General features: G+C 63.6%; 26 protein-coding genes. 9 read left to right on the plus strand and 17 right to left on the minus strand.

The genetic code is table 11. From position 1 onward, the window contains the following. Positions 1-5 precede the first annotated feature (5 nt). The 5 genes from DWU98_RS19860 (at position 6) to lptA (ending at position 4,088) form a co-directional block, all read left to right on the plus strand. On the plus strand, positions 6-1,013 hold the full coding sequence (locus tag DWU98_RS19860; RefSeq protein WP_115497328.1) for an aldose 1-epimerase: 1,008 nt from the start codon (positions 6-8) through the stop codon (positions 1,011-1,013). Beyond that, the gene (locus tag DWU98_RS19865) at positions 1,010-1,960 is read left to right on the plus strand and encodes a pyridoxal-phosphate dependent enzyme (protein ID WP_115497329.1); all 951 of its coding nucleotides are present in this window, start codon (positions 1,010-1,012) and stop codon (positions 1,958-1,960) included. The genes DWU98_RS19860 and DWU98_RS19865 overlap by 4 nt, the downstream gene beginning before the upstream one ends. A 117-nt stretch (positions 1,961-2,077) precedes the next feature. Next, a complete protein-coding gene (locus tag DWU98_RS19870; RefSeq protein ID WP_158545128.1) occupies positions 2,078-2,827 on the plus strand; it encodes a V4R domain-containing protein in 750 nt (249 codons plus the stop codon). 27 nt (positions 2,828-2,854) lie between these two features. Beyond that, entirely contained in the window at positions 2,855-3,475 is a 621-nt protein-coding gene (locus DWU98_RS19875; RefSeq protein ID WP_115497331.1) for a DNA-3-methyladenine glycosylase I, read from the plus strand. A 43-nt stretch (positions 3,476-3,518) separates the two neighbouring features. Next, complete coding sequence (gene lptA / locus DWU98_RS19880; RefSeq protein WP_230474961.1) at positions 3,519-4,088, plus strand: lipopolysaccharide transport periplasmic protein LptA; 570 nt, start codon at positions 3,519-3,521, stop codon at positions 4,086-4,088. 204 nt (positions 4,089-4,292) lie between these two features. Here lptA and bioC read toward each other — a convergent pair whose 3' ends face one another. From bioC to bioB, 5 genes are read right to left on the minus strand one after another with little or no spacing between them, the layout of a single operon-like run. Further along, positions 4,293-5,174: a malonyl-ACP O-methyltransferase BioC gene (bioC, locus tag DWU98_RS19885; protein ID WP_115497332.1), complete on the minus strand. Its 882-nt coding sequence runs from the start codon at positions 5,172-5,174 to the stop codon at positions 4,293-4,295. Next, entirely contained in the window at positions 5,174-5,944 is a 771-nt protein-coding gene (bioH, locus tag DWU98_RS19890; RefSeq protein ID WP_115497333.1) for a pimeloyl-ACP methyl ester esterase BioH, read from the minus strand. The genes bioC and bioH overlap by 1 nt, the downstream gene beginning before the upstream one ends. After that, positions 5,941-6,717, minus strand: coding sequence for a sulfurtransferase (locus DWU98_RS19895; RefSeq protein WP_115497334.1), 777 nt, complete (start codon positions 6,715-6,717; stop codon positions 5,941-5,943). Before DWU98_RS19895 ends, bioH begins: the two co-directional genes overlap by 4 nt. A gap of 29 nt (positions 6,718-6,746) precedes the next feature. Next, a complete protein-coding gene (bioF, locus tag DWU98_RS19900) occupies positions 6,747-7,943 on the minus strand; it encodes an 8-amino-7-oxononanoate synthase (protein ID WP_115497335.1) in 1,197 nt (398 codons plus the stop codon). Then, a complete protein-coding gene (gene bioB / locus DWU98_RS19905; protein ID WP_115497336.1) occupies positions 7,930-8,973 on the minus strand; it encodes a biotin synthase BioB in 1,044 nt (347 codons plus the stop codon). Before bioB ends, bioF begins: the two co-directional genes overlap by 14 nt. Before the next feature lie 138 nt (positions 8,974-9,111). Between bioB and DWU98_RS19910 the strand changes: the two genes are divergently transcribed. Beyond that, complete coding sequence (locus DWU98_RS19910) at positions 9,112-9,318, plus strand: hypothetical protein (protein WP_115497337.1); 207 nt, start codon at positions 9,112-9,114, stop codon at positions 9,316-9,318. A gap of 15 nt (positions 9,319-9,333) precedes the next feature. Further along, positions 9,334-10,047 carry a ComF family protein gene (locus tag DWU98_RS19915; RefSeq protein WP_115497338.1) on the plus strand — a complete coding sequence of 238 codons (714 nt, stop codon included), beginning with the start codon at positions 9,334-9,336 and terminating at the stop codon, positions 10,045-10,047. 3 nt (positions 10,048-10,050) lie between these two features. Here the strand turns inward: DWU98_RS19915 and ubiA are convergent, their stop codons facing one another. Then, positions 10,051-10,944, minus strand: a complete 894-nt coding sequence (ubiA, locus tag DWU98_RS19920) for a 4-hydroxybenzoate octaprenyltransferase (protein WP_230474965.1) — start codon at positions 10,942-10,944, stop codon at positions 10,051-10,053. A 253-nt stretch (positions 10,945-11,197) separates the two neighbouring features. Between ubiA and DWU98_RS19925 the strand changes: the two genes are divergently transcribed. Both DWU98_RS19925 and dsdA read left to right on the plus strand, forming a co-directional pair. Next, the gene (locus tag DWU98_RS19925; protein ID WP_115497340.1) at positions 11,198-11,584 is read left to right on the plus strand and encodes a VOC family protein; all 387 of its coding nucleotides are present in this window, start codon (positions 11,198-11,200) and stop codon (positions 11,582-11,584) included. A gap of 157 nt (positions 11,585-11,741) precedes the next feature. Continuing rightward, a complete protein-coding gene (gene dsdA, locus DWU98_RS19930; RefSeq protein ID WP_115497341.1) occupies positions 11,742-13,067 on the plus strand; it encodes a D-serine ammonia-lyase in 1,326 nt (441 codons plus the stop codon). Here the strand turns inward: dsdA and ilvA are convergent. The 11 genes from ilvA to DWU98_RS19985 form a co-directional block, all read right to left on the minus strand. After that, positions 13,058-14,623, minus strand: coding sequence for a threonine ammonia-lyase, biosynthetic (ilvA, locus tag DWU98_RS19935; protein ID WP_115497342.1), 1,566 nt, complete (start codon positions 14,621-14,623; stop codon positions 13,058-13,060). The genes dsdA and ilvA overlap by 10 nt on opposite strands. Further along, the gene (ilvN, locus tag DWU98_RS19940) at positions 14,620-14,859 is read right to left on the minus strand and encodes an acetolactate synthase small subunit (RefSeq protein WP_115497343.1); all 240 of its coding nucleotides are present in this window, start codon (positions 14,857-14,859) and stop codon (positions 14,620-14,622) included. The genes ilvA and ilvN overlap by 4 nt, the downstream gene beginning before the upstream one ends. A gap of 33 nt (positions 14,860-14,892) precedes the next feature. Next, entirely contained in the window at positions 14,893-16,761 is a 1,869-nt protein-coding gene (gene ilvB / locus DWU98_RS19945; RefSeq protein ID WP_115497344.1) for a biosynthetic-type acetolactate synthase large subunit, read from the minus strand. Positions 16,762-16,834: 73 nt separating this feature from the next. Further along, positions 16,835-17,149, minus strand: coding sequence for a VOC family protein (locus tag DWU98_RS19950; RefSeq protein WP_115497380.1), 315 nt, complete (start codon positions 17,147-17,149; stop codon positions 16,835-16,837). 76 nt (positions 17,150-17,225) lie between these two features. Continuing rightward, positions 17,226-18,242, minus strand: a complete 1,017-nt coding sequence (ilvC, locus tag DWU98_RS19955; protein ID WP_115497345.1) for a ketol-acid reductoisomerase — start codon at positions 18,240-18,242, stop codon at positions 17,226-17,228. Continuing rightward, positions 18,239-19,960: a dihydroxy-acid dehydratase gene (gene ilvD, locus DWU98_RS19960; RefSeq protein ID WP_115497346.1), complete on the minus strand. Its 1,722-nt coding sequence runs from the start codon at positions 19,958-19,960 to the stop codon at positions 18,239-18,241. The genes ilvC and ilvD overlap by 4 nt, the downstream gene beginning before the upstream one ends. Before the next feature lie 11 nt (positions 19,961-19,971). Beyond that, positions 19,972-21,063, minus strand: a complete 1,092-nt coding sequence (gene leuB, locus DWU98_RS19965) for a 3-isopropylmalate dehydrogenase (protein ID WP_115497347.1) — start codon at positions 21,061-21,063, stop codon at positions 19,972-19,974. After that, positions 21,060-21,644 carry a 3-isopropylmalate dehydratase small subunit gene (leuD, locus tag DWU98_RS19970; RefSeq protein WP_115497348.1) on the minus strand — a complete coding sequence of 195 codons (585 nt, stop codon included), beginning with the start codon at positions 21,642-21,644 and terminating at the stop codon, positions 21,060-21,062. The genes leuB and leuD overlap by 4 nt, the downstream gene beginning before the upstream one ends. After that, complete coding sequence (gene leuC, locus DWU98_RS19975; RefSeq protein WP_115497349.1) at positions 21,641-23,053, minus strand: 3-isopropylmalate dehydratase large subunit; 1,413 nt, start codon at positions 23,051-23,053, stop codon at positions 21,641-21,643. The genes leuD and leuC overlap by 4 nt, the downstream gene beginning before the upstream one ends. Next, positions 23,050-24,051 carry a branched-chain amino acid transaminase gene (locus tag DWU98_RS19980; RefSeq protein WP_115497350.1) on the minus strand — a complete coding sequence of 334 codons (1,002 nt, stop codon included), beginning with the start codon at positions 24,049-24,051 and terminating at the stop codon, positions 23,050-23,052. The genes leuC and DWU98_RS19980 overlap by 4 nt, the downstream gene beginning before the upstream one ends. Next, complete coding sequence (locus DWU98_RS19985) at positions 24,048-25,649, minus strand: 2-isopropylmalate synthase (RefSeq protein WP_115497351.1); 1,602 nt, start codon at positions 25,647-25,649, stop codon at positions 24,048-24,050. The genes DWU98_RS19980 and DWU98_RS19985 overlap by 4 nt, the downstream gene beginning before the upstream one ends. Between the last annotated feature and the right edge of the window lie 20 nt (positions 25,650-25,669).

The raw sequence follows: 25,669 nt of genomic DNA on the forward strand, positions 1-25,669 counted from the left end.
AGCGGATGGACGCCTTCCACATCGAAACCACGCACTGGGGGTCGCATGAAATCGTCGTTTTGCGCGATACCCGGCAAAACCGTTGCGTGTGCGTGGCACGGCGCGGTGCCACCGTGGTTTCTTTCGAACAGTCGATCGACGGCCTGATGCGTCAGCTCATCGACGGCTACCGCGATGGCGCCGAACTGGATACTCGTCCCAGTTCCCGCTTCGCCATCATGGTGCCGTTCGCCAACCGCATCGACGACGCGCGCTATGCGTTCGATGGCCGCAACTATGACACGCAGCCGAATGTGCAAGGCGCCGAGCGCGCCATGCGGCATGGGTTCGTGCGTGGTGTCGACTTTGACGTGGCGTCGGCACAGGCGGACGCTGATGGCGCGCATGTGGTATTCACCACCTCGGCGATACGTCCCGGCGCGTTTCCCGGCTATCCGTTCGCGATCGATCTCTCCATTGCCTACACGCTCGATGCGAACGGCCTGTCGCTGCAGGCGTGCATGCGCAATGCAGGCGACAGCGTCGCGCCCTGTTTCTTTGGCTGGCATCCGTACTTTCGTGCGGGCGATACCGATGTGGATACCTGGGAGCTTGAAGTACCCGCCACGCACCTGATTCGCACGACGTCCGATAACATTCCGTTACCGGGCGCGGACGCGTTTCAATCCTTGAACGATGCACCGCCGTCACTGGATTTTCGAAAGCCCAAACCGATTGGTCCGACCAAGATCGACAACGGTTACGCCCACTTGATCTTCGATGCGGATGCCCGCGCACGCACACGCTTGCGCGATCCCGCCAGCGGACTGCGCATCAGCATGTGGCAGGAACGTGGCGTCGTGCTCGTGTTCACGGCTGACACGATAACCCGCGACGTGCGCCGTTCCGTGGCGATGGAGCCGATGGAAAGCATGTCCAACGCCTTCAATCGCGCTGACTGCGCCGACACCGTACGGTTGCAACCGGGCGCCGAGCGCGTATTCCGGTGTGGGGTGGAGATCGATCGCACATGAGCATTGCCTTGCCAAACCTTGAGCAGATTCGCGATGCCGCCGCGCGTATCGCGCCGCATGCCATCTTGACACCCGTGCTGCGCAATGCGGCGCTGGATGCGCTGGCGGGTGCACACCTGTATTTCAAATGCGAAAACCTGCAGCGCGGCGGGGCCTTCAAGTTTCGCGGCGCATGCAATGCCGTGTGGTCGCTGAGTGATGATGAGGCACGATGCGGTGTGGTGACGCATTCGTCCGGCAATCATGGCAACGCGCTGGCCATGGCGGCTTCGACGCGCGGCATCGCGGCGCACGTGATCGTTCCCGAGGGCGCCGTGCGCGCCAAAGTAGAAGCCATTGAACAAGCCGGTGCGGTGCTGCATCGCTGTGCGCCAACCAATGCTGCGCGCGAGGCGATGGCGGCCGAGGTGCAGCAGGCAACCGGTGCGATCATGGTTCACCCCTACGCCGATACGCGCGTGATGGCGGGTCAGGGTACGGTCGTGCTGGAGCTGCTTCATCAAAGCGGAGGCTTGGATGCCATTGTCACCCCGGTCGGCGGTGGTGGTTTGATGGCGGGTTGCGCGGTCGCCGCGCACGGTCTGCTGCCGAACATCGCCATGTTTGGCGCTGAGCCGGCGGGTGCATCGGATGCGGCGCAGTCGCTCGCGCAGGGCGCGCGTATCGAGCATTTCGTACCGGCTACGATCTGCGACGGCTTGCGTGCGCTGGTTGGCGAACCTAACCTTGCCGCGCTGCGCGAGCATCATGTGGCGGTGATCACCGTCAGCGATGAGGAAACCATCGCCGCGATGAGGCTGCTGTGGCAGTCCCTGAAGCTGGTGGTGGAAGTATCCAGCGCCACCGTATTGGCAGCCGTGCTCAAACAGCCGGAGCGTTTCGCCGGGCGCCGGGTCGGGCTGGTGCTCACCGGCGGCAATGTGGACGTGGACGCGTTGCCGTGGTGAGTCACGTTTTTACAGCCCCGCACGGCGATTCTTGATGCCAATCACGGCTTGATGCCTGGAAATCCCCCATCCTGGCGCCTCAATTTGCACTGCCAGCATCGAGCAACAGGGGGGCCTATGATCGAGCTGGAAATACAGGTCCTCTCTGACCGCAGGGAGGGTCTGGTCGCCGAACTTGGGCAAGTAGTCGTCGCCAATCATTATTCGCTTCTGCGTCAGCGCCTGACGCTGGATGGCCGTGGCGCGCGACTTTGCATGCTCGTGCGCGGGCCTCCCGAGCAGCGTCTGGCATTGGAAGAAATGCTCGGGACGCATAGCCGCGTGGTGAGTTTTGAAGCGGCGCTCTGCGGTGAACCGACCGCCATTGCTTTCGCCTCTTCGCGTGGCGCGCTGCAGGATCGGGTGGCTCCCGTACAAACGGTCATGCCCGATGTTGCACACGTCGAGCAGGTTCTTCCCGAATTGATGCACGACTTCCCGCGCATCTACCCCTGGCTCACGAAGCTGCAAGAGAGCGTGTCCGGTAGCCTGCGCGAACCCTCATTGCTGCTTGCGGGGCGGCGCGTGGGCATCGCGATTTACAAGCGTGATTATGCGTCCGGCCCACCATTGAGCCTTGGCGAGGCGATCAAACGTATTGGTGTGCCGGCGCTATGTTCGCTGGCGCAGATCGAGCAACGCGGCGTGCACGTGCATATTTTCGCAAGTCTCCTGTGCGCCGAGCCCGGGCGCAGCGGCTGCGTATTCTATGGCGGGTATCTGGAAGGCGTGCTGGGCGCGGCGGTGACGGGCAAGCACGTGCACGTGCGACACTTGAGTTGCCGAAGCAGCGGCGCGGCGCACTGCAGCCTGGAGATTTCGCACTGAACCGGGCGTTCGCTGCGGCCTGGCGTTATGCTCGGCGCTGGCGTCCGATGCGAAAAAGGGAAATCTGTGGCGATTGCGCGCATACGCTGTCACTGGGCCTCCGATGGCGAGTTGATGCAGGCCTATCACGACACCGAATGGGGCGTGCCGCTGCACGATGACCGGATGCTGTTCGAGTTCCTTTGCCTGGAAGGCGCGCAGGCGGGTTTGTCCTGGCGCACGGTGTTGCACAAGCGCGACAACTATCGCCGCGCGTTTCACCACTTTGATATGCAGCGTGTCGCCGACATGAAGGATCGCGAGCTGGAAAAGCTCCTGCTCGATCCCGGCCTCATACGCAACCGCCTCAAAGTGACTGCCGCGCGCGACAACGCCAAGGCGGCGTTGGAGGTGGTCGAGGAGTACGGCAGCCTGGATGCGTACCTGTGGTCATTCGTCGACGGCCGGCCCATCGGCAATGCCTGGCGCAGCAGGGGCGAGGTGCCGGCCAGTACGCCGGTTTCCGATCGCATGAGCAAGGCGCTGAAAAAACGGGGCTTCCGCTTCGTCGGCAGCACCATCTGCTATGCCTTCATGCAGGCCACCGGCATGGTCAACGATCATGTGGTGGAATGCTTCCGGTACAAGGCCTGCGCCGGCAAGCGCTAAACGCACTAAAATGACGCGGACGATCGGAGAGGAGATGCCGTACATGAAGCCGTTTCAGGATGTTCCGGGCCGTTGCGGCAGCTTCATGCTCCGGCTGTGCGCCGCGCTGATCTTGATGGTGCCGTGGGTGACTTGCGCCAAGACCGGTGATCGCAACCAGCCGATGCACACCTCGCAGGATTCGGTAACCGGCTTCGACACACCCAATTCGATCACCACGATCACCGGCCACGTGGTAGTTACCCAGGGCTCTATGAAGGCCACCGGCGAATATGCGCAGATCTACATGGATGCCAATACCCAGGTCGCCCGTATCGTCATGCATGGTCATCCGGCGCATATCGAGCAGCTGGACGACAACAATCACCTGATGACCGGCGAAGCCCCCGCGCTCGATTACGACAACATCAACGGCATTGCCGTGCTGACACCCAATGCCGTGGTCACGCAGCAGGGCATGGGCGATGCGCATGCCGACAAGCTTACCTACAACACCAACACCGCCTATTTCACCGGCACCGGCAATGTAAGCGCGACGTATCTGCCCAAACAGAAGCAGGGTGCCAATGCCCGGCCGGCATCGGACGCTAGTGTCGCGGCACCGCAGAAATAGTAAAAAGCCACCCGCGCGCTTTTAGCTCAAGTGTGCACACTCGCTTCGAGACTACCTGAGTCCTCGAGGCCGTCATTCCCGCGCAAGCGAGAATCCATGTTGAGGTTGTGTCGGCACGTTGGACTCCCGCTTGCGCGGGAATGACGGCCATGATGAAGAGCTGCTACCGAGCAGGTAAATGTAAGTATTTGCACCGCAGTCGCCTTAGCGCCGACGCGTACCGCGCAGGCTGTCGACGGAAAAACTCGCGATTTCCCCGCCGCCTTTTGCGCGCCGCGATTGTCCTGGCGCCGGCCCCCACGCGTGCGCCGTCACCACTTCCCAGGTGGCGGGAATGCGGCCATCCACACGCATCGCTTCGTAAGCGGCGAGCATGCGCTGGAAATGTTGCTTGCCGGTCAGGCCACGTTCGCGGCCGCGATCGGCATGCGTTGCGCCGAGCCCCTTGAGTTCGCGCAGCAGCGCTTTGGGTTCGCTGTAGGTGAGCGTGAAGCGATCCACGTCCAGCACGGGATCGCGCAGGCCTGCGTTGATCATCGCGTCGCCCAGGTCGTGCATGTCTAAAAAACGGCCGACGTGGGAGTGCTGATCCACCGACGCCCACGCCGCGCGCAGTTCGCGCAAGGTATCGGGGCCAAAGGTGGAAAACACCAACATGCCGCCGGGCTTCAACACGCGTACGCATTCGCCAAACAGGCCGGCAAGATCATCGATCCATTGAAAGCACAGATTGGAATGCAGGATATCCACGCTGTGATCGGGCAACGGCAGCGCCGTCGCATCACCGCACAGGCGCATGAAAGGTTTGAGCCAACCGGCATGCGATTTGGCCACACGCAGCATCGACAGCGCTGCATCCACCGCAATCACCTGGGCCTTGGCGTAGCGCTTTTTAAGGAGCGCGCTGCCGCGTCCGGTGCCTGCGCCCACATCGATCACCCGCTCGGGTTGCTGCAGGTAGAAGTCCAGGCGCTCTAGCAGCAACTGCTGCACTTCGCGTTGCAGCGCGTCGTGCTGCTCGTAACCGGTCGCCGCATGGCCGAAGTTGGCGCGTACGCGTCGCGTGTCGACCTGGAAGTCGCTCATCAATGGTTCTCCAGCCACGGCAGCAACGTCTCAGCGACAGCGTGCGAATGACTCATAAAAGGTGCGTGTCCCGCGCGCGCCACCACGTGGAACTCGCCCTGGCTTGCGGCAGCGGCGGCTTGCATGGCCTGCGGATGGACCAGACGATCCAGTCGTCCGGCCCCCCACCAGCTTGTATTGGGTTTCAGTTGCACAAGGTCGGCACGGAAATCGGTTTGATCGAGGATGCCGATGCCTTCCTGCAGCACGCGCATTTCCGGTTCACCGCGCGAGAAAACATCGGCACGCAAGCGATTCAGATCGCCGCGCGGGTCGGGGCTGCCCATGACTTCCAAGGCCAAAAAACGGTCGATGGTGGCGTGGTAATCGGTCTCAAGATCCGTCGCCAGTTGTTGCACCAGCGCAGGCTCCCTGCCGTAGGGCCAATCGCTGGCGCTGACGAAGCGCGGTGTCGAGCAAAGCATGGCCAGTCCGCGCACGTGCGCTGGAAAATCCAATGCTGCGCGAAGTGCGACCAGGCCGCCCAGCGACCAGCCTAGCCATATGGCGGGTGGCGTGGCCTGGATGATCGCCTGCGCACACGCTTTCGGCTCCAGCGGCAATCCGCAATGGCGGGAATAGCCATGACCGGGCAGATCGACCACGTACATGGTGCAGTGGTCCGTCAGCACGTCCACCAGCGGCGCGAAGATGCCGCCATGCATCGCCCAGCCATGGATCATCACCAGCGGGGTGGGGCCGCTGCCGAGGGTTTGGATATACAGGCTCATGCGGCGGAGCCTGTAGGCGCCTCGAGCGGAGCGAATGAATCGTGCGAGGCGGGACTCAGCGCCTTGTCCACCGCGCCACGCTCATCGAAAACAAAGCAGCCGCCTCGCCAGTGCGCACCATCGACGTCCTCGAAGTACTTGAGGATGCCGCCCTCCAACTGATACACGCGCTGCATGCCGATATCCTGCATATGCAACACCGCTTTTTCGCAACGAATGCCGCCGGTGCAGTACGACACCACCGTCTTGTCGGCGTAACGCGCTTGATCGGTGGCAAGCGCCGCCGGTAATTCGGTGAAGCTGCCCATGCGGTAATCGACGGCCTGCGGAAACATGCCGACGTCGGTTTCGTAAGCATTGCGCGTGTCGAGCAGGACAATTTCGCGGCCTTCGTCATCGCGTCCTTGATCCAGCCAGCGCTTGAGCGTGGCGGCATCCACCGCCGGCGCGCGTCCGCCTTCAGGGCGAATCGTGGGTTGGCGCAAGGTGATGATTTCCTTTTTCAGGCGCACGCGCATGCGCTTGAACGGCACCCCGTCGGAAAACGACTCCTTACCTTGCAAACCCGCGAAGCGCGCATCCTGATGCAGCCATGCCATGAACGCATCCACCGCATCGCGCGGCCCGGCCAGAAACAGGTTGATCCCCTCCGGCGCCAGCAAAATGGTGCCTTTCAAAGCTAGGGCGAGGCATTGCGCAAGCACGCGTTCGCGCAGCACTGGCAGATCGTCCAGGCCGACGAAGCGATAAGCGGAAATATTGAGGATCGACATAGAGCTAATGGAACAGGCGCGACTACCCATTATACCGGTGCGCCTGCCGGGAACGTTTCCAGCCGCAGGGAGGCCAGGGCCTCCAGCAACTGGTCGATATGGGCTTCTTCATGCGCGGCCGATAGCGTGATGCGTAAGCGCGCCTGCCCCTGGGGCACGGTAGGTGGACGAATGGCGACCGCCAGCAGCCCCTGTGCTTCCAGGGTGCAGGAAGCATCCAGCGCGCGCTGCGCATCGCCGAGCATCAACGGCTGGATGGCGGTGCGTGAAGGCATCAACGGCAGCCCCAGTTGCGCGGCACCGTGGCGAAAACGCCGGATCGACGCGTTCAATTTTTCGCGACGCCAATGTTCGCTTCGTGCCAGGGTGACGGCACAGAGCGCTGCGGCGGCAAGCGCCGGAGGCATGGCGGTGGTGTAGATGTAGCTGCGTGCGAATTGGGTCAGCCCGTCGATCAAGGTGGTGGAGCCGGCAACAAACGCGCCGCTGCAGCCCAGCGCCTTGCCGAGCGTGGCCATCAGGACCGGTACGTCCTGCTCCGTCAAGCCGTCTTCCGCCACGCTGCCGGCGCCATCGTGACCAAGCACGCCAAGGCCGTGCGCGTCGTCCACCATCAGGCAGGCGTATTCGCTGGCGCATAGGGATGCCAGTTCACGCAGCGGCGCGATATCGCCGTCCATGCTGAACACGCCATCGGTGGCGAGCAGGGCACTATCGTCGGTTTCGCTGCACAGTTGGCGCGCGGCCGCCGCAACGTCGGCGTGCGGGTAACGCTTGAGCACAGCCCCGGCCAACTGCGCGCCATCGAGCAAGCACGCATGGTTGAGCTTGTCCTGCACACACAGCTCGCCCCGTTTAAGCAGCGCCTGCATCACGCCGAGATTGGCCATGTAGCCGGTGGAAAACAGCAGCGCCCGCTCGCGCCCGGTCCATTCGGCCAGCGCTTCTTCCAAGGCGGCGTGCTGGCGGCGATGGCCGCAGATGAGATGCGCGGAACCGCTGCCGACGCCTGTTTCATCGGCCGCCTGTTTCAAGGCGGCGATCAAGCGTGGATCCTGGGCAAGGCCAAGATAATCGTTGCTGCAAAAAGCCAGTAGTCGGCGTCCGTTGCTTTCCAGGTAAGGCCCGTCGTAAGCGTCGACGGTACGCAGGCGTCGCTGCAGTCGAGCTTGCGTGCGTTCGGCCGTTTGGACGGCCAAACGCTCGAGCAGGTCAGGCCGCTGCATGGCAGCCGCAGCCTTGACCGCAACTGCCTGCTTGTTCGGTTTCGAGAATATCGGCATGGACGGTGCCTGCGTCCTCGGCCACTTCCAGCGCATGCAAATCCAGGCGGCGGAACAGCGCGCGGTCGTGCTCCACGTCGGGGTTGCCGGTGGTCAGCAGTTTTTCGCCGTAAAAAATGGAGTTGGCGCCAGCGAAGAAGCACAGGGCTTGCACCGCGTCGTCCATCTGCTGGCGACCCGCGGACAGGCGCACCATCGAGGCGGGCATCAGAATGCGCGCGACGGCAATCGTGCGCACGAATTCGAACGGATCCAGCGCGTCGGTGCCATGCAGCGGCGTGCCTTCCACTTGCACCAGCTGGTTGATCGGCACCGATTGCGGATGTTCAGGTAGATTGGCCAGCGTTTGCAGCAGGCCGGCGCGCTGCGCGCGCGTTTCGCCCATGCCGACGATGCCGCCGCAGCAGGTTTTCAGGCCGACCTGGCGCACGTGTTCCAGCGTATCCAGGCGATCCTGGTACTGACGCGTGTGGATGATCTCGCCGTAGAACTCCGGCGCGGTGTCGAGGTTGTGGTTGTAGTAGTCCAGGCCCGACTGTTTGAGTGTCTGTGCCTGCGTTTCGGTGAGCATGCCCAGCGTGGCGCAGGTTTCCAGGCCCAAACCTTTCACGGCCGCCACGATTTCGGCGACTTGCGCGACATCGCGGTCTTTCGGGCTGCGCCAGGCGGCACCCATGCAGAAGCGGCTGGCGCCTGCGTCCTTGGCCGCTTTGGCGCGTGCGACTACGGCGTCTATCGACATCAGTTTTTCCGCCTTCACGCCGGTGTGGTAGCGCGCCGCTTGCGGGCAATAGCCGCAATCTTCCGGGCAGCCGCCGGTCTTGATCGACAGCAAGGTGGACACCTGCACCGCGTTCGGGTCGTGATGAGTGCGGTGCACGCTGTGCGCCCGATGCAGCAACTCGTTGAACGGAAGGGCAAACAGGGCGACGACTTCGTCGCGGGACCAGTCGTGGCGAAGGGCTGCGGTCATGGGGAACTCCGGGAAACCGACGCACAGTGTGGGAGCCGCCCTGGAGGGCTGTCAACTCAGTTCGGGTGCGGATAGTTGACGGCAGGGGAGGGGACGAAACCGCTACCATTCCCCTTCATCTATCGAAGGAGTCGATCCATGAGTTCAGGTCAGGGCAGCGCCGGGAATGTGATTGCAGCCGTCTGCAGCTTGTTCATTCCGGGCCTGGGGCAACTGGTGCAGGGACGCTTTCTGAAGGCCGTGGTGATGTTTGTGCTGGCGGCCATCCTCTGGTTCTTCTGGCTGGGATGGATCATCCACCTGTGGTCGATCCTCGACGCGGCCTTGTTCAAGCCCCATACCTGATCGACGTAGTTGCGCATGGACGCGCCGATCCGTTGGCTTTGCGCACTGCACGGCTGGTTGCTGCCCTGGCGATGCCTGCTTTGCGGCGACGCTGGCGCAGATGGCATGGATCTTTGCGCCGAATGCGCGGCGGAACTGCCACGTAATACCCATCGCTGCCGGCGTTGCGCCTTGCCGCTGCCGATCTCGGCGTCGCAGTGTGGCCGCTGTCAACGCAAGCCACCCCCGTGGGATACGGCATGGGCACCTTTCCGTTACGCCTGGCCGTTGGACCGGTTGGAAACGCGCTTCAAATTCCATCGCGACCTGGCCGCCGGACGCGCATTGGCGGCCATGTGGTTGCGCGAGCCACCGCCCCTGGACATGCCGGCACTCATCCTGCCCGTGCCCTTGCACCGACGTCGCTTGCGCCAGCGTGGCTATAACCAGACCGTAGAACTGGCGCGGCCGCTTGCGCGTGCATGGGATGTGCCCTGTCGACACGATCTGCTGCAGCGTACCCGGCACACCGATGCGCAAACGGGCTTAGACGCCGTCGCGCGGCGACGCAATTTGCGCCACGCCTTCGTGCTGAATCCAGCGATCGCGTTACCGCCGCACGTGGCCGTGCTCGACGATGTGTTTACCACCGGCGCGACGCTGGCTGAGTGCACGCGTGTCCTCAAGCGAGCCGGCGTTGCGCGTGTGGATGTGTGGGCGTTGGCGCGGGCGCCGATCCCTCATCAGTAGCCGTCAGCGGATCGCCAGGGCCAGCGCAATGCCTACCCACAACACCAGCCCGACCCAGTTGTTGTGGCGAAACGCGACCAGACATGCAGTGCGTTCGCGATGGCGGATCAACCACTGCTGCCAACCGAACAACCCGCACGTGGCCGCGATGGCGACCCAGTACGGCCAACCCAGATGGTCGCGTGTACCAACCATCACCATCGCCACCACAAAGGTCACCATGAGGATGCCGATGATCGGCACGTCCGCGTCGCCAAACAGGATGGCCGTGGAGCGCGCGCCGGCTTTGAGGTCGTCCTCGCGATCGACCATGGCGTACTCGGTGTCATAGACCACCGACCACAGAATGTTGGCGATGAACAACAGCCAGCCCACCGGTGGCACGGTGTTCTGGATCGCTGCGAACGCCATCGGAATGGACCAGCCGAACGCCGCGCCCAGCACCACCTGGGGGAGGTCCGTATAGCGCTTGGTAAAGGGATAGAGCGCCGCCAGCGCGGCGCCGATGAAGGAAAGCTTGATGGTCAGCGCGTTGGTCATCAGCACCAACAGGAAGGCGAAAACCAAGAGGCTTACGAACACGATCAGCGCTTCGCGCGCGGTGATGCGGCCGGAGGCGATGGGCCTTCCCGCGGTTCGCGCCACCTGTGGATCGAGCCTGCGGTCGGCGAAATCGTTGATGGCGCAACCGGCGGCACGCATCGCGAAGACGCCCAGGGTAAAGATGATCAAAGGCTTCCATGGGGGGAAATCCCCACCCGCCAGCCACAGCGCCCACCACGTCGGCCATAGCAGGAGCAATGCGCCGATGGGGCGGTCCATGCGGGTCAGCACAAGAATGTCGTGCGCTTTCTGGCGATGCTGATCGGGCAGCTTTTGCAGCAGAAAATCCAGCACTCGCGCAGCACGTGTGGAGCTGTCGGCCGGTCGTGTCGGCTGCTCCCGGTTGCTGGGTGGGACGGCGCGCGAGCGATGCGGCGCAGGTGCCGGGGACGTGCGCCGGGGGCGCTTGCGGGAAGTCGGAGCCATACCCCAAGTGTAGCGTGCCCCTTTTATCCAGAAAGCGCGCCGTACCCGAACCGGTAGTACAGTCTCGCGCCAAGGGGCCTGTCCGGGTCGTTATGCCGCATTAGGGTGGGGTGGGTCGTTCATGAGTGCAGCCATTGGTCATATCGCTCTGATCGTGCGCGATCCCTCGCGTACCGCAGACCTGTTTGCGGGCGTGTTAGGTGCAAGGGTGATCCCTGACTGCCCCGACGATGATGGACACCCGCAGGCCTTCGCGAAATTCGGCGGGGTGTGGTTCGTATTGCGACAGGGTGACGGCCCTTCCTGCCGCAATGGCGATCACATCGCCTTCGAAGTCGACCGCGATGAACTCATCGCCTGCGCGCACAAACTGGCCACCTACGACGTCGAGCATTTCATGGCGCGCGAAGACACCGCGCTGTATTTCATGGATTACGACAACCACGTTTTCGAACTGGATGCAGGCGGTTCGATGGATGAGGTACTCGCCGGACAGCTTTTAGCCTGAGGTTGCCTGCAGGGCGCAAGCGACACACCTGATCAAGTCGGCGGCATTCCCCGCGGCCATTGCGCGAACGCGCCTACCCGACATGCTGGAGGCCGGCGGCACATCCGCCGTTACGTGCGACGTAACATGGTGACGTTTTAGCATCGAGCGCCGCGCCATGACCCATACACCTGCCCAAGAAGCCCTGTGGGCGACGTTGCGGCTGAAAAGGCCCGTGATGTGGATAAACCCCTATCTGGGAGAACGCCCGTTGGGCTGGGCGCCCACGCAGGCTGAACGTTCGGCTGCGCAAGCAAGGTTCGCGCGCTGCGAACCATTGCTTGCGGCGCTGTTTCCCGAGCTCGCCGCGTGCGGCGGCAAGGTGGAATCCAGCCTTGCGCCCGCACCAGCGCTGCAACATGCCATGGATCGGCAAGGAGCCACGGGCCAAGCGTGGTTTATAAAGCGGGACGATAGCTTGCCGGTGGCCGGTTCCATCAAGGCGCGTGGCGGATTCCATGAAGTCCTGGCGCTCGCCGAAGCGCTCGCCGAAACACAGGGTCTGTGCGCGAAGGGCAATCCCTTGCTGCTTGCCTCGAGCGAGGCGCGCAGCCTTTTTTCGCACCATACCATCGCGGTGGGAAGCACGGGAAATCTCGGCTTGAGCATTGGCACGATGGCCGCCGCGCTCGGCTTTCAGGCCGTGGTGCACATGTCCGTCGATGCGAAGGAATGGAAGAAGCAACGGCTAAGAGCGCGTGGCGTACGTGTAGTGGAACATGCAGGCGACTATGCGCAAGCCGTTGCGGCGGGGCGTGCGCAGGCATTGATCGAACCTCGCTGCCATTTTGTCGACGACGAAAATTCGAAGATGCTGTTCCTGGGATACGCCGCCTGCGCGGACCATCTGGCGATGCAGCTGGCGCAGGCCGGGCGCCCGGTGGGCGCGTCGCGGCCGCTGTGCGTCTATATCCCCAGCGGCGTCGGCGGTGCGCCGGGTGGCATCATCCACGGACTGAAGGCGCTTTTTGGCGAGCACGTTCACTGCTTCATCGCCGAACCGGTGGCGTCACCGTGCATGCTCGTTCAGATTGCCAGCCATTCCAGCCGTCCTCTCTCTGTCTACGACATCGGCCTGGACAACCGCACCGAGGCGGACGGGCTGGCGGTAGCGTTGGCATCGCAACTGGCCAGTCCGCTCATGCAGGCGCAGCTCTCGGGCGTATTCACTGTCACCGATGACCAACTGTTCGATCAGTTGCTGGCGGTCAAGCAGGCCACCGGCATCGACCTGGAACCCTCTGCGGCTGCCGCCGTCGATGGCCCTGTGCGGCTGATCGAATCGTCCGAGGGGATGCAGTATCTGCATCGTCATCACCTCGAGCCGGGCAAAGCCACCCATGTCATCTGGGCGACGGGAGGTGCATTGGTACCTGTGCAAGAACACCAGCGATTTCAACAGCGCGCATTGACGCAAGCCGCGTCAAGGAACACTCACGCCTGAGCGCACAACAGTAAGCGATAGGCAGGGTTGTCGCTCTCATCGACATACGCATAACCGAGCGTCGTGAGAAAATCGTCAAGCAGTGCGAGCTCGCTCGATGGCACCTGGATGCCGACCAGGATGCGTCCGTAATCTGCACCATGGTTGCGATAGTGGAACAGGCTGATGTTCCAGTCCGGATGCATGCGTTCCAGAAAGCGCGCCAATGCACCCGGACGCTCGGGGAAATCGAAGCGATACAGGCGCTCGTCATGGGCAAGCGGAGAGCGTCCACCGATCATGTGGCGCAGATGCAGCTTTGCAAGCTCATCGTCGGTCAGATCGAGCACACCAAAATCGTTGGCGCGGAAGGCGTCGGTCAAGGCCTCGCGTTCGCCGCGGCGCGCGGTTTGCACACCCACGAATATATGCGCAGCGCGCGCATCGCCGATGCGATAATTGAATTCGGTGATGGAATGCTGGCCCAGCGCCATGCAAAAGCGCCGAAAGCTGCCGCGTTGCTCGGGAATGGTGACCGCGAACACGGCTTCGCGCTGCTCGCCGACTTCTGCCCGTTCGGCGACGAAGCGCAACCGATCGAAATTCATATTGGCGCCGGAGACAACCGCCACCAACGCGCCTTCGACGGAACCGTTCGCGGCAACGTATTGTTTCAGGCCCGCCAGCGCCAACGCGCCGGAAGGCTCGGGAATGCTGCGCGTATCCTGATAGATGTCGCGGATCGCCGCGCAGATGGCGTCGGTATCCACGCGCAGTACGTCATCCAGATACTGCTGGCATAGCGCAAAGGTCAGCGCACCGACCTGCTTCACCGCAGTGCCGTCGGCGAACAGGCCCACTTCGTCGAGCAGTACGCGTTCGCCGGCTTCGAGCGCGCGCGCCATGGCGTCGGCGTCGCTGGCCTGCACACCGATCACACGCACATCCGGCCTGCGCGCCTTGATCACCGCGGCCACGCCCGCCGCCAGCCCGCCGCCGCCGATCGGGACGAACACCGCATGCAACGGCGCATGATGTTGGGCCAGCAGCTCCAGGCCGATGGTGGCCTGGCCGGCGATCACCTCCAGATCGTCGAAGGGATGAACCAATGTGGCACCGCGTTCATCGCGCAAGCGCTGGGCTTCGGCCTGTGCGTCGCTGTAGGAGTCACCGTGCAGGATCACATCCGCATAGGCACCGCCGAAGCGGCGCACCGCATCGACTTTGACCTGCGGCGCCGTCTGCGGCATCACGATGGTGGCATGCATCTTCAAGCGTGACGCCGCAAGCGCCACGCCTTGCGCATGATTGCCGGCCGAGGCGGCAATCACACCGCGCTCGCGCTCGGAGGGGTCGAGCTGCGCCATGCGGTTGTACGCGCCACGCAGCTTGAATGAAAACACCGGTTGTTGATCTTCCCGCTTGAGCCATACATCCGCACCCAGTCGCGCGGAAAGCAGCGATGCGCGCTCCAGTGACGTGTGCTGCGCCACTTCATAGACGCGCGCCGTTTCGGCGCGTCGCAACACGGAGGCGGCGGTCGGCGCCGCTTCCCGTTCGGCAAGCTGTGCGTTCATGCGTGCGTGGCGTGTTGTACTTGCAGGACGTCCACCAGTTTGCGTGTCTGCTGCAGGATCTGTGCGAGCACGGCATTGTCGCCGCGCACGGTCAAAAGAAGATGCGATACCGCGGGATCGGCGGTGGGAGCCACGGTCAAGGTATCGATGTTGTGCCCACGTGCGGCAAACAGGCCCGCGACACGAACCAGCGCGCCGGCTTCATTCTGCAGAAGGATGGAAAGCGTGTGTTGCATGGCCTGATCCTGTCGTGTGTAGCGTTTAGGGGGTTAGAACGCGTCGGAGGCGACCGCCTCACCCGTCTTGGCGACGGCGCGCGAGGGAATGAACTCGCCAGTGATCATCTGCGAGTAACTCGCGCCGGGACCGACCATCGGATACACGCCGGCATCCGGATCGATCATCACTTCGAGGAACGAGGGGCCATCGAAGGCGAGAAATTCGGCGATGGTGCTGGCCAACTCCTCGCGGTTTTCCAATCGACGCGCCCACGCGAAACCGTCGGCTTCGGCGGCGCGCACAAAGTCCTTGCGATGCAGGCTCTTGTCGGAAGAGGCGAAGCGTCCCTTGAAAAACAGCTTCTGCCACTGCCGCACCATGCCGTCGCCGACGTTGTTCATCACCACGATCTTCACCGGCAAGCCGTACGTGGTGACTGTTTCCAGCTCGCCGAGATTCATGCGTATGCTGGCGTCGCCATCGATATCGATCACCAGCGCATCGCGCCGCGCGAATTGCGCGCCGACCGCGGCAGGCAGGCCGAAACCCATCGTGCCCATGGAGCCGGAGGTAAGCCAATGCCGGGGTTCGACGAAATCCAGGTATTGCGCGGCCCACATCTGATGCTGGCCCACACCCGTGCTGAAGATCGCGCGACCTTGCGTATGACGGTTGATTTCTTCCAGCACTGCATAGGGCTGGATCAGGGCACTGTCGCGGTCGTAGTTCATCGAATGATTGCGCTTCAATGCAGCGACATGCGCATGCCAGTCCGCCAAAACGGGCTGATGGCCGTGAGCCTTCCCATACTGGATAAGCCGCTGCAGCGCACGATCGAGCGGGCCGACGTGCTGCCAGTCGGCCTGCTTCACCTTGTTGATCTCGGCCGGATCGATGTCGATGTGCGCGATGTATTTTGCCCGCGGTGCAAACTGCGGCGGCGAGCAGGCGACGCGATCATCGAAGCGCGCCCCGAGCGCAAACAGAAAATCGCAATCCTCCACAGCATAATTCGCATAGGCCGTGCCGTGCATGCCGAGCATGTGTAGCGACAACGGATGCGTGGTATCGAAACCGCCGATGCCCATCAGCGTGGTGGTGACCGGCAGGCCGAACGCGGCAACGAATTCGCGCAACAGCGAGGCCGAACCACTGCCGACGACACCGCCGCCGGCGTAGATCAACGGTCGCTTCGCGTCGGCCAGGGCCTGGAAGAAAGCAGCGCACTCGGCGTCGCTCAACGTTGCCTGTTCGATCGAGCGCAGACGCGCGCGATAGCCGGGCAGCGGCAGCTCCTCCTGACCATCGAAAACCACGGTGGCGTTCTGCACGTCCTTGGGAATGTCGACCACGACCGGGCCAGGCCGCCCGCTGCGCGCGATGGTGAATGCCGTGCGCAGCGTGGCCTCCAGCTTGTCCGCCGCGGTGACCAGGAACACGTGCTTGGCGCAGGAACTCATGATGTTGCTGACCGGCGCTTCCTGAAACGCATCGCTGCCGATGGCCTGCGTGGAAACCTGGCCGCAGATCACCACCAGCGGAATCGAATCGGCGGCGGAATCGCGCACCGGCGTCACCATATTGGTGGCGCCCGGGCCGGACGTAACGATCGCCACGCCGACCTTGCCCGATGCGCGCGCATAACCGGACGCCATGAAGCCCGCACCTTGTTCGTTGGCAGGCACGACCAGCGGCATCGGCTCGCTGCCGTCCGCCTTGAGATGTTCCGCGTTATGCCGGAACACGGCGTCGTAAACCGGCAGGATCGCGCCGCCCGAATAACCGAACAGTACTTCCACTCCTTCGTCTGCCAGCACTTGTACGACGACATCCGCACCGCTCATGGCAGTGCCTGCCAGCGGATGGCGCGCGATGGCCTGTTCGGCATCGGCGGCGGGTGTGGGTTTCAGCAGTGGCATGTTCACGTCGGTCCCTTGGTGCTTGAAGCGTGCGTTGTGGTGGTCGATGTCTGCGGAGCGCGCCGGCGGCGCGTCAGGCGCGCACGGGTGTGCCGTACATCTCCACGATGCGCTCGTCCTGCGCGTGCGTGGAAAAGTGTTCCCACTCCAGGCCGTTCACATCGCGGGTGCTGGCAAAGCCTTCCGCAGCGTCGTCCTCGAAGCCGATGTGCCGCAATTGGCCGGCGCGCTCGGGATTCTGGTTGATCGAAAAATTCAAAAGATCAGTGCGCCACATCGCGTACTTGCCATCGACGACGGCGTTCGGCGGTTGACCCAGGCGCACGCTGTAGTCGGCAATGGATGCCTTCAGATCGCCAACTGCAAGAGCTATGTGAAAACGTTTCATGCGCACATTTCCAATGAAGGACCATGCGGCGCCCATCCGCCGGAGACAGGGGGATTGAATGAGCGCCGCATGGGTTTTAACCGACTTTCTTCAGCGCAGGCTGGTTGGCTTTCGCACCCGTTTGCAACCACGGCATGCGCGCACGCAGCTGAGCGCCGACCTGCTCGATCGGATGATCCAGGTCCGCCTGCTTGAACTTCTTGTAGTTCGGCAGGCCGGCCTTGTACTCGGCGATCCAGTTGCGCGCGAAGGTGCCGTCCTGGATGTCCTTCAGCACCCCCTTCATGCGCTCCTTGGTGCCGGCATCGACCACGCGCGGGCCGCTGACGTAATCGCCGTACTGCGCGGTTTCGGAGATGAACTCCAGCATGCGGGTGATGCCGCCTTCGTAGAACAGGTCCACGATCAGCTTCAGTTCGTGCAGCACTTCGTAATAGGCGATTTCCGGCTGATAGCCGGCTTCGACCAGGGTTTCGAAGCCCTTGATCACCAGCTCGCTGGCGCCGCCGCACAGCACGGCCTGTTCACCGAACAGATCGGTTTCGGTTTCTTCCTTGAAATCGGTCTTGATCAGCATGGCGCGCGCACCGCCCAGGCCAGCGGCGTAGGCCTTGGCTTTTTCTTCCGCGTGGCCGCTGACATCCTGATAGACCGCGTAGACGCACGGCACACCACGGCCGCGCTCATATTCGGTGCGCACCAGCGCGCCAGGGCCTTTCGGTGCAACCAGCACGACGTCGATGTCGGCGCGTGGTTCGATCTGCTTGAAGTGCACGTTGAAGCCGTGCGCGAACAGCAGGGCCGCACCTGCCTTGATGTTCGGCTCGATCGATTCCTTGTACAGCGTGGGCTGCACCATGTCCGGGGTCAGCACAGCGATGAGATCCGCACCGCGTACGGCTTCGGCCGCTTCGACCACGTGGAAGCCATCGGCCACGGCCTTGTGCCAGGTCGGGCCATTCGGGCGCAGTCCGACCACGACATCCAGACCGGAGTCTTTCAAGTTGAGCGCGTGGGCGCGGCCCTGGCTGCCGTAGCCAAGAACGGCGATGCGGGCCTTGGCGAGCGTTTCGGTGGTGGCGGTGGTGCTCATGCGGTGACTCCTGCGTCAGTGCCTGATGTGACAGGTGATGGGTTGGCGTTAGATGGTTTGCTTGTGCGTGGGTTGGCTTGCGTGGTCGCGCCTTCGGAGGCCGAGCCCACCAGTTGTGCGTATTTGGCGAGTGCGCCGCGCGTGACTTTCGGCGCCGGCGGTTGCCAGGTGGCGCGGCGTGCCGGCAGATCGGCGTCGGTGGAGATCGTGCGCGACTGCGCATCGATCACGATCCGATCGCCTTCGTGCAACAGCGCGATCGGACCGCCGCGTGCCGCTTCAGGCGCGATATGGCCAACCATGAAACCGTGCGTGGCGCCGGAGAAGCGGCCGTCAGTGATGAGCGCGACATCGTCGCCAAGGCCGCGGCCGATGAGTGCCGCGGTAACGCCCAGCATTTCGCGCATGCCCGGGCCGCCGGCGGGGCCTTCATTGCGGATGACCACGACATCGCCCTTGGCGATCTGGCCGGCCTGCACGGCCGCGAAGGCGTGTTCTTCGCTTTCGAACACGCGCGCATGGCCTTCGAAATGCGTGGCGCCTTTGCCGGCCAGTTTCAGGATGCAACCCTCGGGTGCGAGGTTGCCGTACAGGATCGAATAGCCGCCGCGTGGTTTCAGTGGTTGGCTTACGGGGTGCACCACGTCTTGCGCGTCGGCACGCGGCGCGGCAGCGCATTCTTCGAACAAACTGCGGCCGGTAACGGTGGGCCTGTCTTCCAGCATGTTCGCTGCGATCAGCTCCTGCGCAACCCGGGCGCTACCGCCGGCACCGAACATTTCCACGGCGGTGTAGCGACCGCCCGGCAACAGATCGGCGATTACCGGGGTGTGCGCGGACGCAGGTTCGAAGTCTTCGATGGTCCACGGCACACCGGCTTCGCGCGCGATCGCCAGCAGATGCAGCACGGCATTGGTGGACCCGGCGGTCGCCGCGACCATGCGCGCGGCATTGCGGAATGCCGTCTGGTCGAGGATATCCAACGGCTTGCGTTGCGCGCGCAGGCAATCCATCACCAGCTCGCCGCAGCGAAACGCCGCGTGTGCCTTCGCTGGATGGGTGGCGGGAATATCGTTGAAGCCCATCGGCGACAAGCCCAACGTCTGCAGCACCATCGCCATGGTGTTGGCGGTGAACTGGCCGCCGCATGCGCCCGCACCGGGACAGGCATCTTTTTCGACGGCGGTCAGCTCGTCATCACCGATCTTGCCGGCGCCATGCGCGCCCACCGCCTCGAACACCTGCTGGATGGTGATCGGATGATCGTTGTGATGCCCATGCGCAATGGTGCCGCCATACAGTGCAACGGCGGGAATGTTCAGGCGCGCCATCGCCATCGCAGCGGCAGGAATGGTTTTGTCGCAGCCGCACAGCACCACCATCGCATCGAGGCAGTGGCCATCCACCGCCAGTTCGATGGAATCGGTGATGACCTCGCGGCTGATCAGCGACGCACGCATGCCGGGCGTACCCATCGCGATGCCGTCGGTGACGGCGATGGTGTTGAACTCGACCGGCGTGCCACCTGCCGCGCGAACGCCGGCGGAAACGTGCTCGGCCAGTTCGCGCAGGTTGAGATTGCAGGGGCTCACGTTGGACCACGTGTGCACCACGGCCACCAGCGGCTTGGCGATGTCGCCGTCATTCAGGCCGGTGGCGCGCAACATGGCGCGTGCCGGAGCACGGTCGGGGCCGGTTTTGATTTGATCGCTACGCATCGTACCCTCGCTCAACCGCACGCACGCAGGCCGCAGAGAAACGCGGGCGTGGCGACGTCATCGAGGGCCGCGATCACCGCATCGCGGATCTGACCGGTGCTGGCGTTGCCACCGATATCGCGGCTGTGCGGTCCGTTGGTCAGCACATGGCCGACCGCGGCTTCGACGGTGGTTGCCTCTACATCCAGGTCCAGCGAATGGCGCAGCAGCAATGCGGCGGACAGAATGGCGCCCAGCGGATTGGCAACGCCCTGGCCGGCGATGTCGGGTGCCGAACCATGGATCGGCTCATACAAACCGACTTTGCCTTCACCCAGCGACGCGGACGGTAGCAGACCCAGCGAACCGGCCAGCGCGGCGGCTTCGTCGGTGAGGATGTCGCCGAACAGGTTTTCGGTCACGATCACGTCGTAGCGCGAGGGTTGCGTCAGCAGCAGCATCGCCATCGAATCGACGAGCTGATGTTCCAGTTTCACGTCCGGATATTCCGCCGCAATGCGCGTGACCGTGCTGCGCCACAGGCGCGAGGTCTCCAGCACATTGGCTTTGTCGACCGAAGTGACATGCTGGCGACGTTCACGCGCCAATTCGAAAGCGCGGCGCGTCACGCGCTCGATTTCGGCCGCGGTGTATTTGCATTCATCGGTGGCGGTGTCGATGGTGCGCGTCTTGGCGCCGAAGTAAGCGCCGCCGGTCAGTTCGCGCACGAACAGTACATCGACGTTTTTCAGCTTCTCATTCTTCAATGGCGACAACGCAGCGAGCGCCGGATGCACCTGCAGCGGGCGCAGATTGGCGAACACGCCCAGTGACGCGCGAAGGGCAAGCAGCCCTTGTTCGGGGCGCACCTTCGCCTGCGGATCAGACCATTTCGGGCCGCCCACTGCACCCAGCAGCACCGCATCAGCTTGCTTGCAGGCGTCCCATGTCGAGGCCGGCAGCGGTTCGCCGGTGGCGTCGATGGCGCAGCCGCCAATCAGATGCGAGGCGAATTCGAAGGTGTGTCCGCTGCGCTCGGCAACGGCTTGCAGTACGGCGACGGCCGCATCGATAACTTCCGGACCTACGCCGTCGCCGGGCAGGGTAACGATACGCGCCTTCATGCCGCCTTCTCCTGATGGTGTTCGTAGTGAGTGATTGCGTCGTTGTGTTGCAGCAGGAAACCGAGCTGGTCCACGCCGTTGAGAAGGCAGTGGCGTGCGAACGGTTCGAGCGTGAAGTGGATGCGTCCACCGTCCGGGAGCTCGATCGCCTGCTCGCGCACATCGATGGAAAGCTCGACCCCTGGGTGCTGCAGCAGCCAGTGGTGCTCGGCGTCAGCCAGCACGATCGCGAGCAGGCCATTCTTCAGCGCATTGCCGCGGAAGATGTCTGCGATTTCGCTGCACAGCACCGCCTGAATGCCGTAGTCGAGCAATGCCCATGGCGCGTGCTCGCGTGATGAGCCGCAACCGAAATTGCGGCCGGCCACGAGAATCGAGCACCCGTGCGCTTCGGGCTGGTTGAGCGGAAACGCCGGGTTGTTGCCACCATCCTGGGTATAGCGCCAGTCGTTGAAGCAGAACTTGCCCAGGCCGGCGCGTTCGGTGGTGGTAAGAAAGCGCGCGGGGATGATGCGATCGGTGTCGATGTTTTCATCCCGCAGCACGGCGGTGCGCGAGTGGATGCGCGTTACGGACTTCATGCGGCCACCTCCGTCAGGTATTCGCGTGGATCGGCGATCGCGCCGGCGATGGCGGATGCGGCGGCGGTGGCAGGGCTTGCCAGCACCGTGCGCGCGCCCTTGCCCTGGCGGCCTTCGAAATTGCGATTGGAGGTGCTCACTACCAGCTGTCCAGGTTGGGCGAGATCGCCGTTCATGGCGATGCACATCGAGCAACCCGGAATGCGCCATTCCGCGCCGGCGGCAAGAAACACCTCGTGCAACCCTTCCTTCTCCGCATCGCGGCGCACCGCTTCGGAACCGGGGACGATCAGCACACGCACGCCATGGGCGATACGTCGACCGCGCATCACATTGGCGGCTTCACGCAAATCGGAAAGACGCGAATTCGTGCAGCTGCCGATGAACACCACATCCACCGCCATGCCCTGCATCGCCTGGTTCGGCTTGGCCTGCATGTAGTCGAGCGCACGTTGTTCGACCGGGTTGCGCGCGGCGGGAACGGGCTTGTCCAGCGCGATGGCCATGCCCGGGTGCGTGCCGTAGGTGACGGTGGGGCGGATCTGGCTGGCGTCGATGTGCACTTCACGGTCGTATTGGGCGTCTTCATCGCTGCGCAGTTGGCGCCAGCGTTCGACGGTGGCATCCCATGCAGCGCCCTGCGGTGCACGCGGACGGCCCTTCAGCCACGCGAAGGTGGTTTCGTCGGGGGCGATCAAGCCTGCACGCGCGCCGGCTTCGATCGACATGTTGCAGACCGTCATGCGCTCTTCCATCGACAGCGCCTCGATGGCCTGGCCGCGGTACTCGAGCACGTAGCCGGTGCCGCCGTCCACGCCGATCTCGCCGATGATGTGCAGGATCAGATCCTTCGCGCCGACACCGCGCGGCAGCGTGCCGTCGACATGGATGGCGAAGGTTTTCGGCTTGCGCTGCAGCAGGCACTGCGTGGCCATGACATGGCCCACTTCGGTGGTACCGATACCGAACGCGAGCGCGCCGAATGCGCCATGCGTGGAGGTGTGGCTGTCGCCGCACACAATCGTCATGCCCGGTTGCGTGGCGCCGAGCTCGGGGCCGATCACGTGCACGATGCCGCGATCGTCGCTGTCCCAGCCGTACAGCTGCACGCCGAACTCGCGGCAGTTGGCTTCCAGCTGCGCGACCTGTGCCTTGGCTTCGGCGTTCGTGTACGGGCGCTCGCCGTTTGCAGCCGGCGGCAGCGTCGGCGTGGAATGATCGAGCGTGGCCAGCGTGCGATCCGGGCGACGCAGCTTCAGTCCGCGTGAGCGCAGTTCGCTGAATGCCTGCGGTGAGGTGACTTCGTGCACCAGGTGCAGGTCGATGTACAGCACGGCCGGTGTATCGGCTGTTTCGGGCGCTACGACGTGAGCGTCCCAGATCTTTTCAAATAACGTACGCGAACTCATGCGGCAACCTCGGACGAAGCGTGCTGTTCTTGAGGAGTGCGGCCATGGGTGGCCGCTTTTTGATTTTCGCGGTCAAGGGCGACCGCATTGACCGACGTCAGCCATCCGTAGCGGTCTTGCGTGCGGCCATCGAACAGGCCGAAAAATGCGTCGCGCAGTGCGCGCGTGATGGGGCCTGGCGTGCCGTTGCCGACCTTCTTGCGATCGACCGAACGCACCGGCGTGATTTCCGCCGCAGTGCCGGTCATGAACACTTCGTCTGCGCTGTACAGCGCTTCGCGCGGCAAGTCGCGCTCTTGGACCACATAGCCCAGATCGTTGGCGAGCGTGATCACCGAGTCACGGGTGATACCGGCCAGAATGCCGGCGCTCGACGGTGGCGTAAGCAGCTTGCCGCGCTTGACCAGGAACAGGTTCTCACCCGCACCTTCGCTCAACAGGCCGTTGTAGCCCAGTGCGATGCCCTCATCGAAACCACCGCGGCGCGCTTCCAGGCCGATCAACTGGCTACTGAGGTAATTACCGCCGGCTTTCGCCCAGCTCGGAAAGGTGTTGGGCGCGGCGCGGTTCCACGAGGACACGCACACGTCCGCGCCACGTTCGGCCGCTTCGCCGAGGTAAGCGCCCCATTCCATAGCCATGATCGCGACGTCGACGGGCGCACCGTCCCTGGGGAGAACGCCGAGCCCGCCGGCGCCGCGAAAAACAATCGGTCGTACATAGGCTGATGCCATCCGATTGGCGCGAATCACGTCCAGGCAAGCGTCGTTGATTTCATCTTCGGTGTAGCCGATGTCGATCTCATACACGCGCGCCGATTCGAACAGGCGGCGCGTGTGATCGGCCAGGCGAAAATAAGCTGGTCCTTCCGGCGTGGCGTACACGCGCTCGCCTTCGAACACGGACGAGCCGTAGTGCAAGGCATGCGTGCTGACGTGAACGGTGGCTTCGGCCCAGGGCTTGATGCGGCCGTTATGCCAAAGGAAGGGCGTGCTCATGCGGTGGCTCCTAGTGCGGGTGCATCGCTGCGTTCGTGGGCGTGCCGCTCGATGCGATTGACGATGGCGAGCGCTGCATGCGCGGTCGCCTCGATGATGTCGGTGCTGACGCTGCTGCCGTGCCAGTCGCGCTTGGCGTGGCGCGCGCTCAGTTGAGCGTGGCCTTGCGCATCGCCACCTTCGCTGATGGCGCGCACCTGGAAGCCCGTCAGTACCATGTCCGTGTCAGTGGCGCGTTCGATCGCGCGCAGCACGGCGTCGACCGGGCCGTCGCCAATGGCGGCTTCGCCGATTTCGCGGCCGTCGTCATGGCGCAGTTTCACCGTGGCCGATGCGCTGCCGCCCAAATGCGAAGTGGTGTGGAGTTGGGTGAAGTGCCACGGACCAGTGGCATCCGGATCCTGTCCCAGCGCCAGCGCTTCCAGATCTTCGTCGCGAACCTCGCGTTTGCGGTCAGCCAGCGCTTTGAAGCGCTTGAAGATGCTTTCCATCGCTTCGTCGTCCACGGTATGCCCGAGCGCTTCCAGGCGCTGGCGCAGGGCATGACGGCCGGAATGCTTGCCCAGGACCAGGGTGGTTTCGGAAATGCCGACATCCTGTGGATGCATGATTTCGTAGGTGTCGCGATGCTTGAGCATGCCGTGCTGATGGATGCCCGACTCGTGCGCGAAAGCGTTGTCCCCCACGATGGCCTTGTTGCGCTGGACCACCTGGCCGGTGAGCTGGGTAAGGAGACGCGAGGTCGGATGCAGCTTACGGGTGTCGATGCCGGTACGCAGCCCGAAGTGCGGTGCGCGCACTTTCAGGGCCATCACGATTTCTTCCAGCGCGGCGTTGCCGGCGCGCTCGCCGATGCCATTGATGGTGCATTCCACCTGACGTGCGCCGGCGCTCACAGCGGCCAGGCTGTTGGCGACGGCCATGCCCAAGTCATCGTGGCAATGCGTGGAGAATACGGCTTTGTGCGCATCGCGTACGTGCTGGCGAAGATAGGTGATGCGCTCAAGCATTTCCGACGGGGTGATGTAGCCCACGGTATCGGGAACGTTGACCGTGGTGGCGCCGGCGGCAATGGCGGCGCTGAAGACTTCAATCAGGAATTCCGGCTCGGTGCGCATCGCATCTTCGGCGGAGAATTCGATGTCTGCGCAGTACTTGCGCGCGTGCTCGATGGAGGCGATGGCGGTTTCCACGACCTGCTGCTTGCTCATGCCGAGCTTGTGCTCGCGATGCAGTGGACTGGTGGAAAGAAACAGGTGTATGCGGGAGCTTTTTGCGTGTTCCAGCGCGCGCGCGGCGGTATCGATGTCGCCGGTTTGACATCGCGCCAGTGCGCACACGGTGGCGGTGCGCAATGTTCGCGCGATCTCTTCGACCGCCGCAAAATCATCCGGTGAGGCCTGCGGAAATCCAGCCTCCAGGATGTCCACGCCGAGCGTTTCGAGAGCTTGTGCCATGCACAATTTCGCGCGCCGATCCATGGAAAACCCCGGTGCCTGCTCACCATCGCGCAAGGTGGTGTCGAAGATGCGTACGCGATCTTCGGCGCTATCACCATTTGCGGTGGTGTCGTTCCGTTGAGCTGTTTGCTGGTTCATGCGTGGCTCCGTTTGGGGCG

Origin of the sequence: Dyella monticola, assembly GCF_003363155.1 — a bacterium.
Classification (GTDB): domain Bacteria; phylum Pseudomonadota; class Gammaproteobacteria; order Xanthomonadales; family Rhodanobacteraceae; genus Dyella_B; species Dyella_B monticola.

Excerpts from the sequence above, each read along its gene's own strand:
- DWU98_RS19860 (WP_115497328.1), top strand. The coding sequence starts at position 6 with ATGGACGCCTTCCACATCGAAACCACGCACTGGGGGTCGCATGAAATC.
- DWU98_RS19865 (WP_115497329.1), top strand. The coding sequence starts at position 1,010 with ATGAGCATTGCCTTGCCAAACCTTGAGCAGATTCGCGATGCCGCCGCG.
- DWU98_RS19870 (WP_158545128.1), top strand. The coding sequence starts at position 2,078 with ATGATCGAGCTGGAAATACAGGTCCTCTCTGACCGCAGGGAGGGTCTG.
- DWU98_RS19875 (WP_115497331.1), top strand. The coding sequence starts at position 2,855 with ATGCTCGGCGCTGGCGTCCGATGCGAAAAAGGGAAATCTGTGGCGATT.
- lptA (WP_230474961.1), top strand. The coding sequence starts at position 3,519 with ATGAAGCCGTTTCAGGATGTTCCGGGCCGTTGCGGCAGCTTCATGCTC.
- bioC (WP_115497332.1), bottom strand. The coding sequence starts at position 5,174 with ATGAGCGACTTCCAGGTCGACACGCGACGCGTACGCGCCAACTTCGGC.
- bioH (WP_115497333.1), bottom strand. The coding sequence starts at position 5,944 with ATGAGCCTGTATATCCAAACCCTCGGCAGCGGCCCCACCCCGCTGGTG.
- DWU98_RS19895 (WP_115497334.1), bottom strand. The coding sequence starts at position 6,717 with ATGTCGATCCTCAATATTTCCGCTTATCGCTTCGTCGGCCTGGACGAT.
- bioF (WP_115497335.1), bottom strand. The coding sequence starts at position 7,943 with ATGCAGCGGCCTGACCTGCTCGAGCGTTTGGCCGTCCAAACGGCCGAA.
- bioB (WP_115497336.1), bottom strand. The coding sequence starts at position 8,973 with ATGACCGCAGCCCTTCGCCACGACTGGTCCCGCGACGAAGTCGTCGCC.
- DWU98_RS19910 (WP_115497337.1), top strand. The coding sequence starts at position 9,112 with ATGAGTTCAGGTCAGGGCAGCGCCGGGAATGTGATTGCAGCCGTCTGC.
- DWU98_RS19915 (WP_115497338.1), top strand. The coding sequence starts at position 9,334 with ATGGACGCGCCGATCCGTTGGCTTTGCGCACTGCACGGCTGGTTGCTG.
- DWU98_RS19925 (WP_115497340.1), top strand. The coding sequence starts at position 11,198 with ATGAGTGCAGCCATTGGTCATATCGCTCTGATCGTGCGCGATCCCTCG.
- dsdA (WP_115497341.1), top strand. The coding sequence starts at position 11,742 with ATGACCCATACACCTGCCCAAGAAGCCCTGTGGGCGACGTTGCGGCTG.
- ilvA (WP_115497342.1), bottom strand. The coding sequence starts at position 14,623 with ATGAACGCACAGCTTGCCGAACGGGAAGCGGCGCCGACCGCCGCCTCC.
- ilvN (WP_115497343.1), bottom strand. The coding sequence starts at position 14,859 with ATGCAACACACGCTTTCCATCCTTCTGCAGAATGAAGCCGGCGCGCTG.
- ilvB (WP_115497344.1), bottom strand. The coding sequence starts at position 16,761 with ATGCCACTGCTGAAACCCACACCCGCCGCCGATGCCGAACAGGCCATC.
- DWU98_RS19950 (WP_115497380.1), bottom strand. The coding sequence starts at position 17,149 with ATGAAACGTTTTCACATAGCTCTTGCAGTTGGCGATCTGAAGGCATCC.
- ilvC (WP_115497345.1), bottom strand. The coding sequence starts at position 18,242 with ATGAGCACCACCGCCACCACCGAAACGCTCGCCAAGGCCCGCATCGCC.
- ilvD (WP_115497346.1), bottom strand. The coding sequence starts at position 19,960 with ATGCGTAGCGATCAAATCAAAACCGGCCCCGACCGTGCTCCGGCACGC.
- leuB (WP_115497347.1), bottom strand. The coding sequence starts at position 21,063 with ATGAAGGCGCGTATCGTTACCCTGCCCGGCGACGGCGTAGGTCCGGAA.
- leuD (WP_115497348.1), bottom strand. The coding sequence starts at position 21,644 with ATGAAGTCCGTAACGCGCATCCACTCGCGCACCGCCGTGCTGCGGGAT.
- leuC (WP_115497349.1), bottom strand. The coding sequence starts at position 23,053 with ATGAGTTCGCGTACGTTATTTGAAAAGATCTGGGACGCTCACGTCGTA.
- DWU98_RS19980 (WP_115497350.1), bottom strand. The coding sequence starts at position 24,051 with ATGAGCACGCCCTTCCTTTGGCATAACGGCCGCATCAAGCCCTGGGCC.
- DWU98_RS19985 (WP_115497351.1), bottom strand. The coding sequence starts at position 25,649 with ATGAACCAGCAAACAGCTCAACGGAACGACACCACCGCAAATGGTGAT.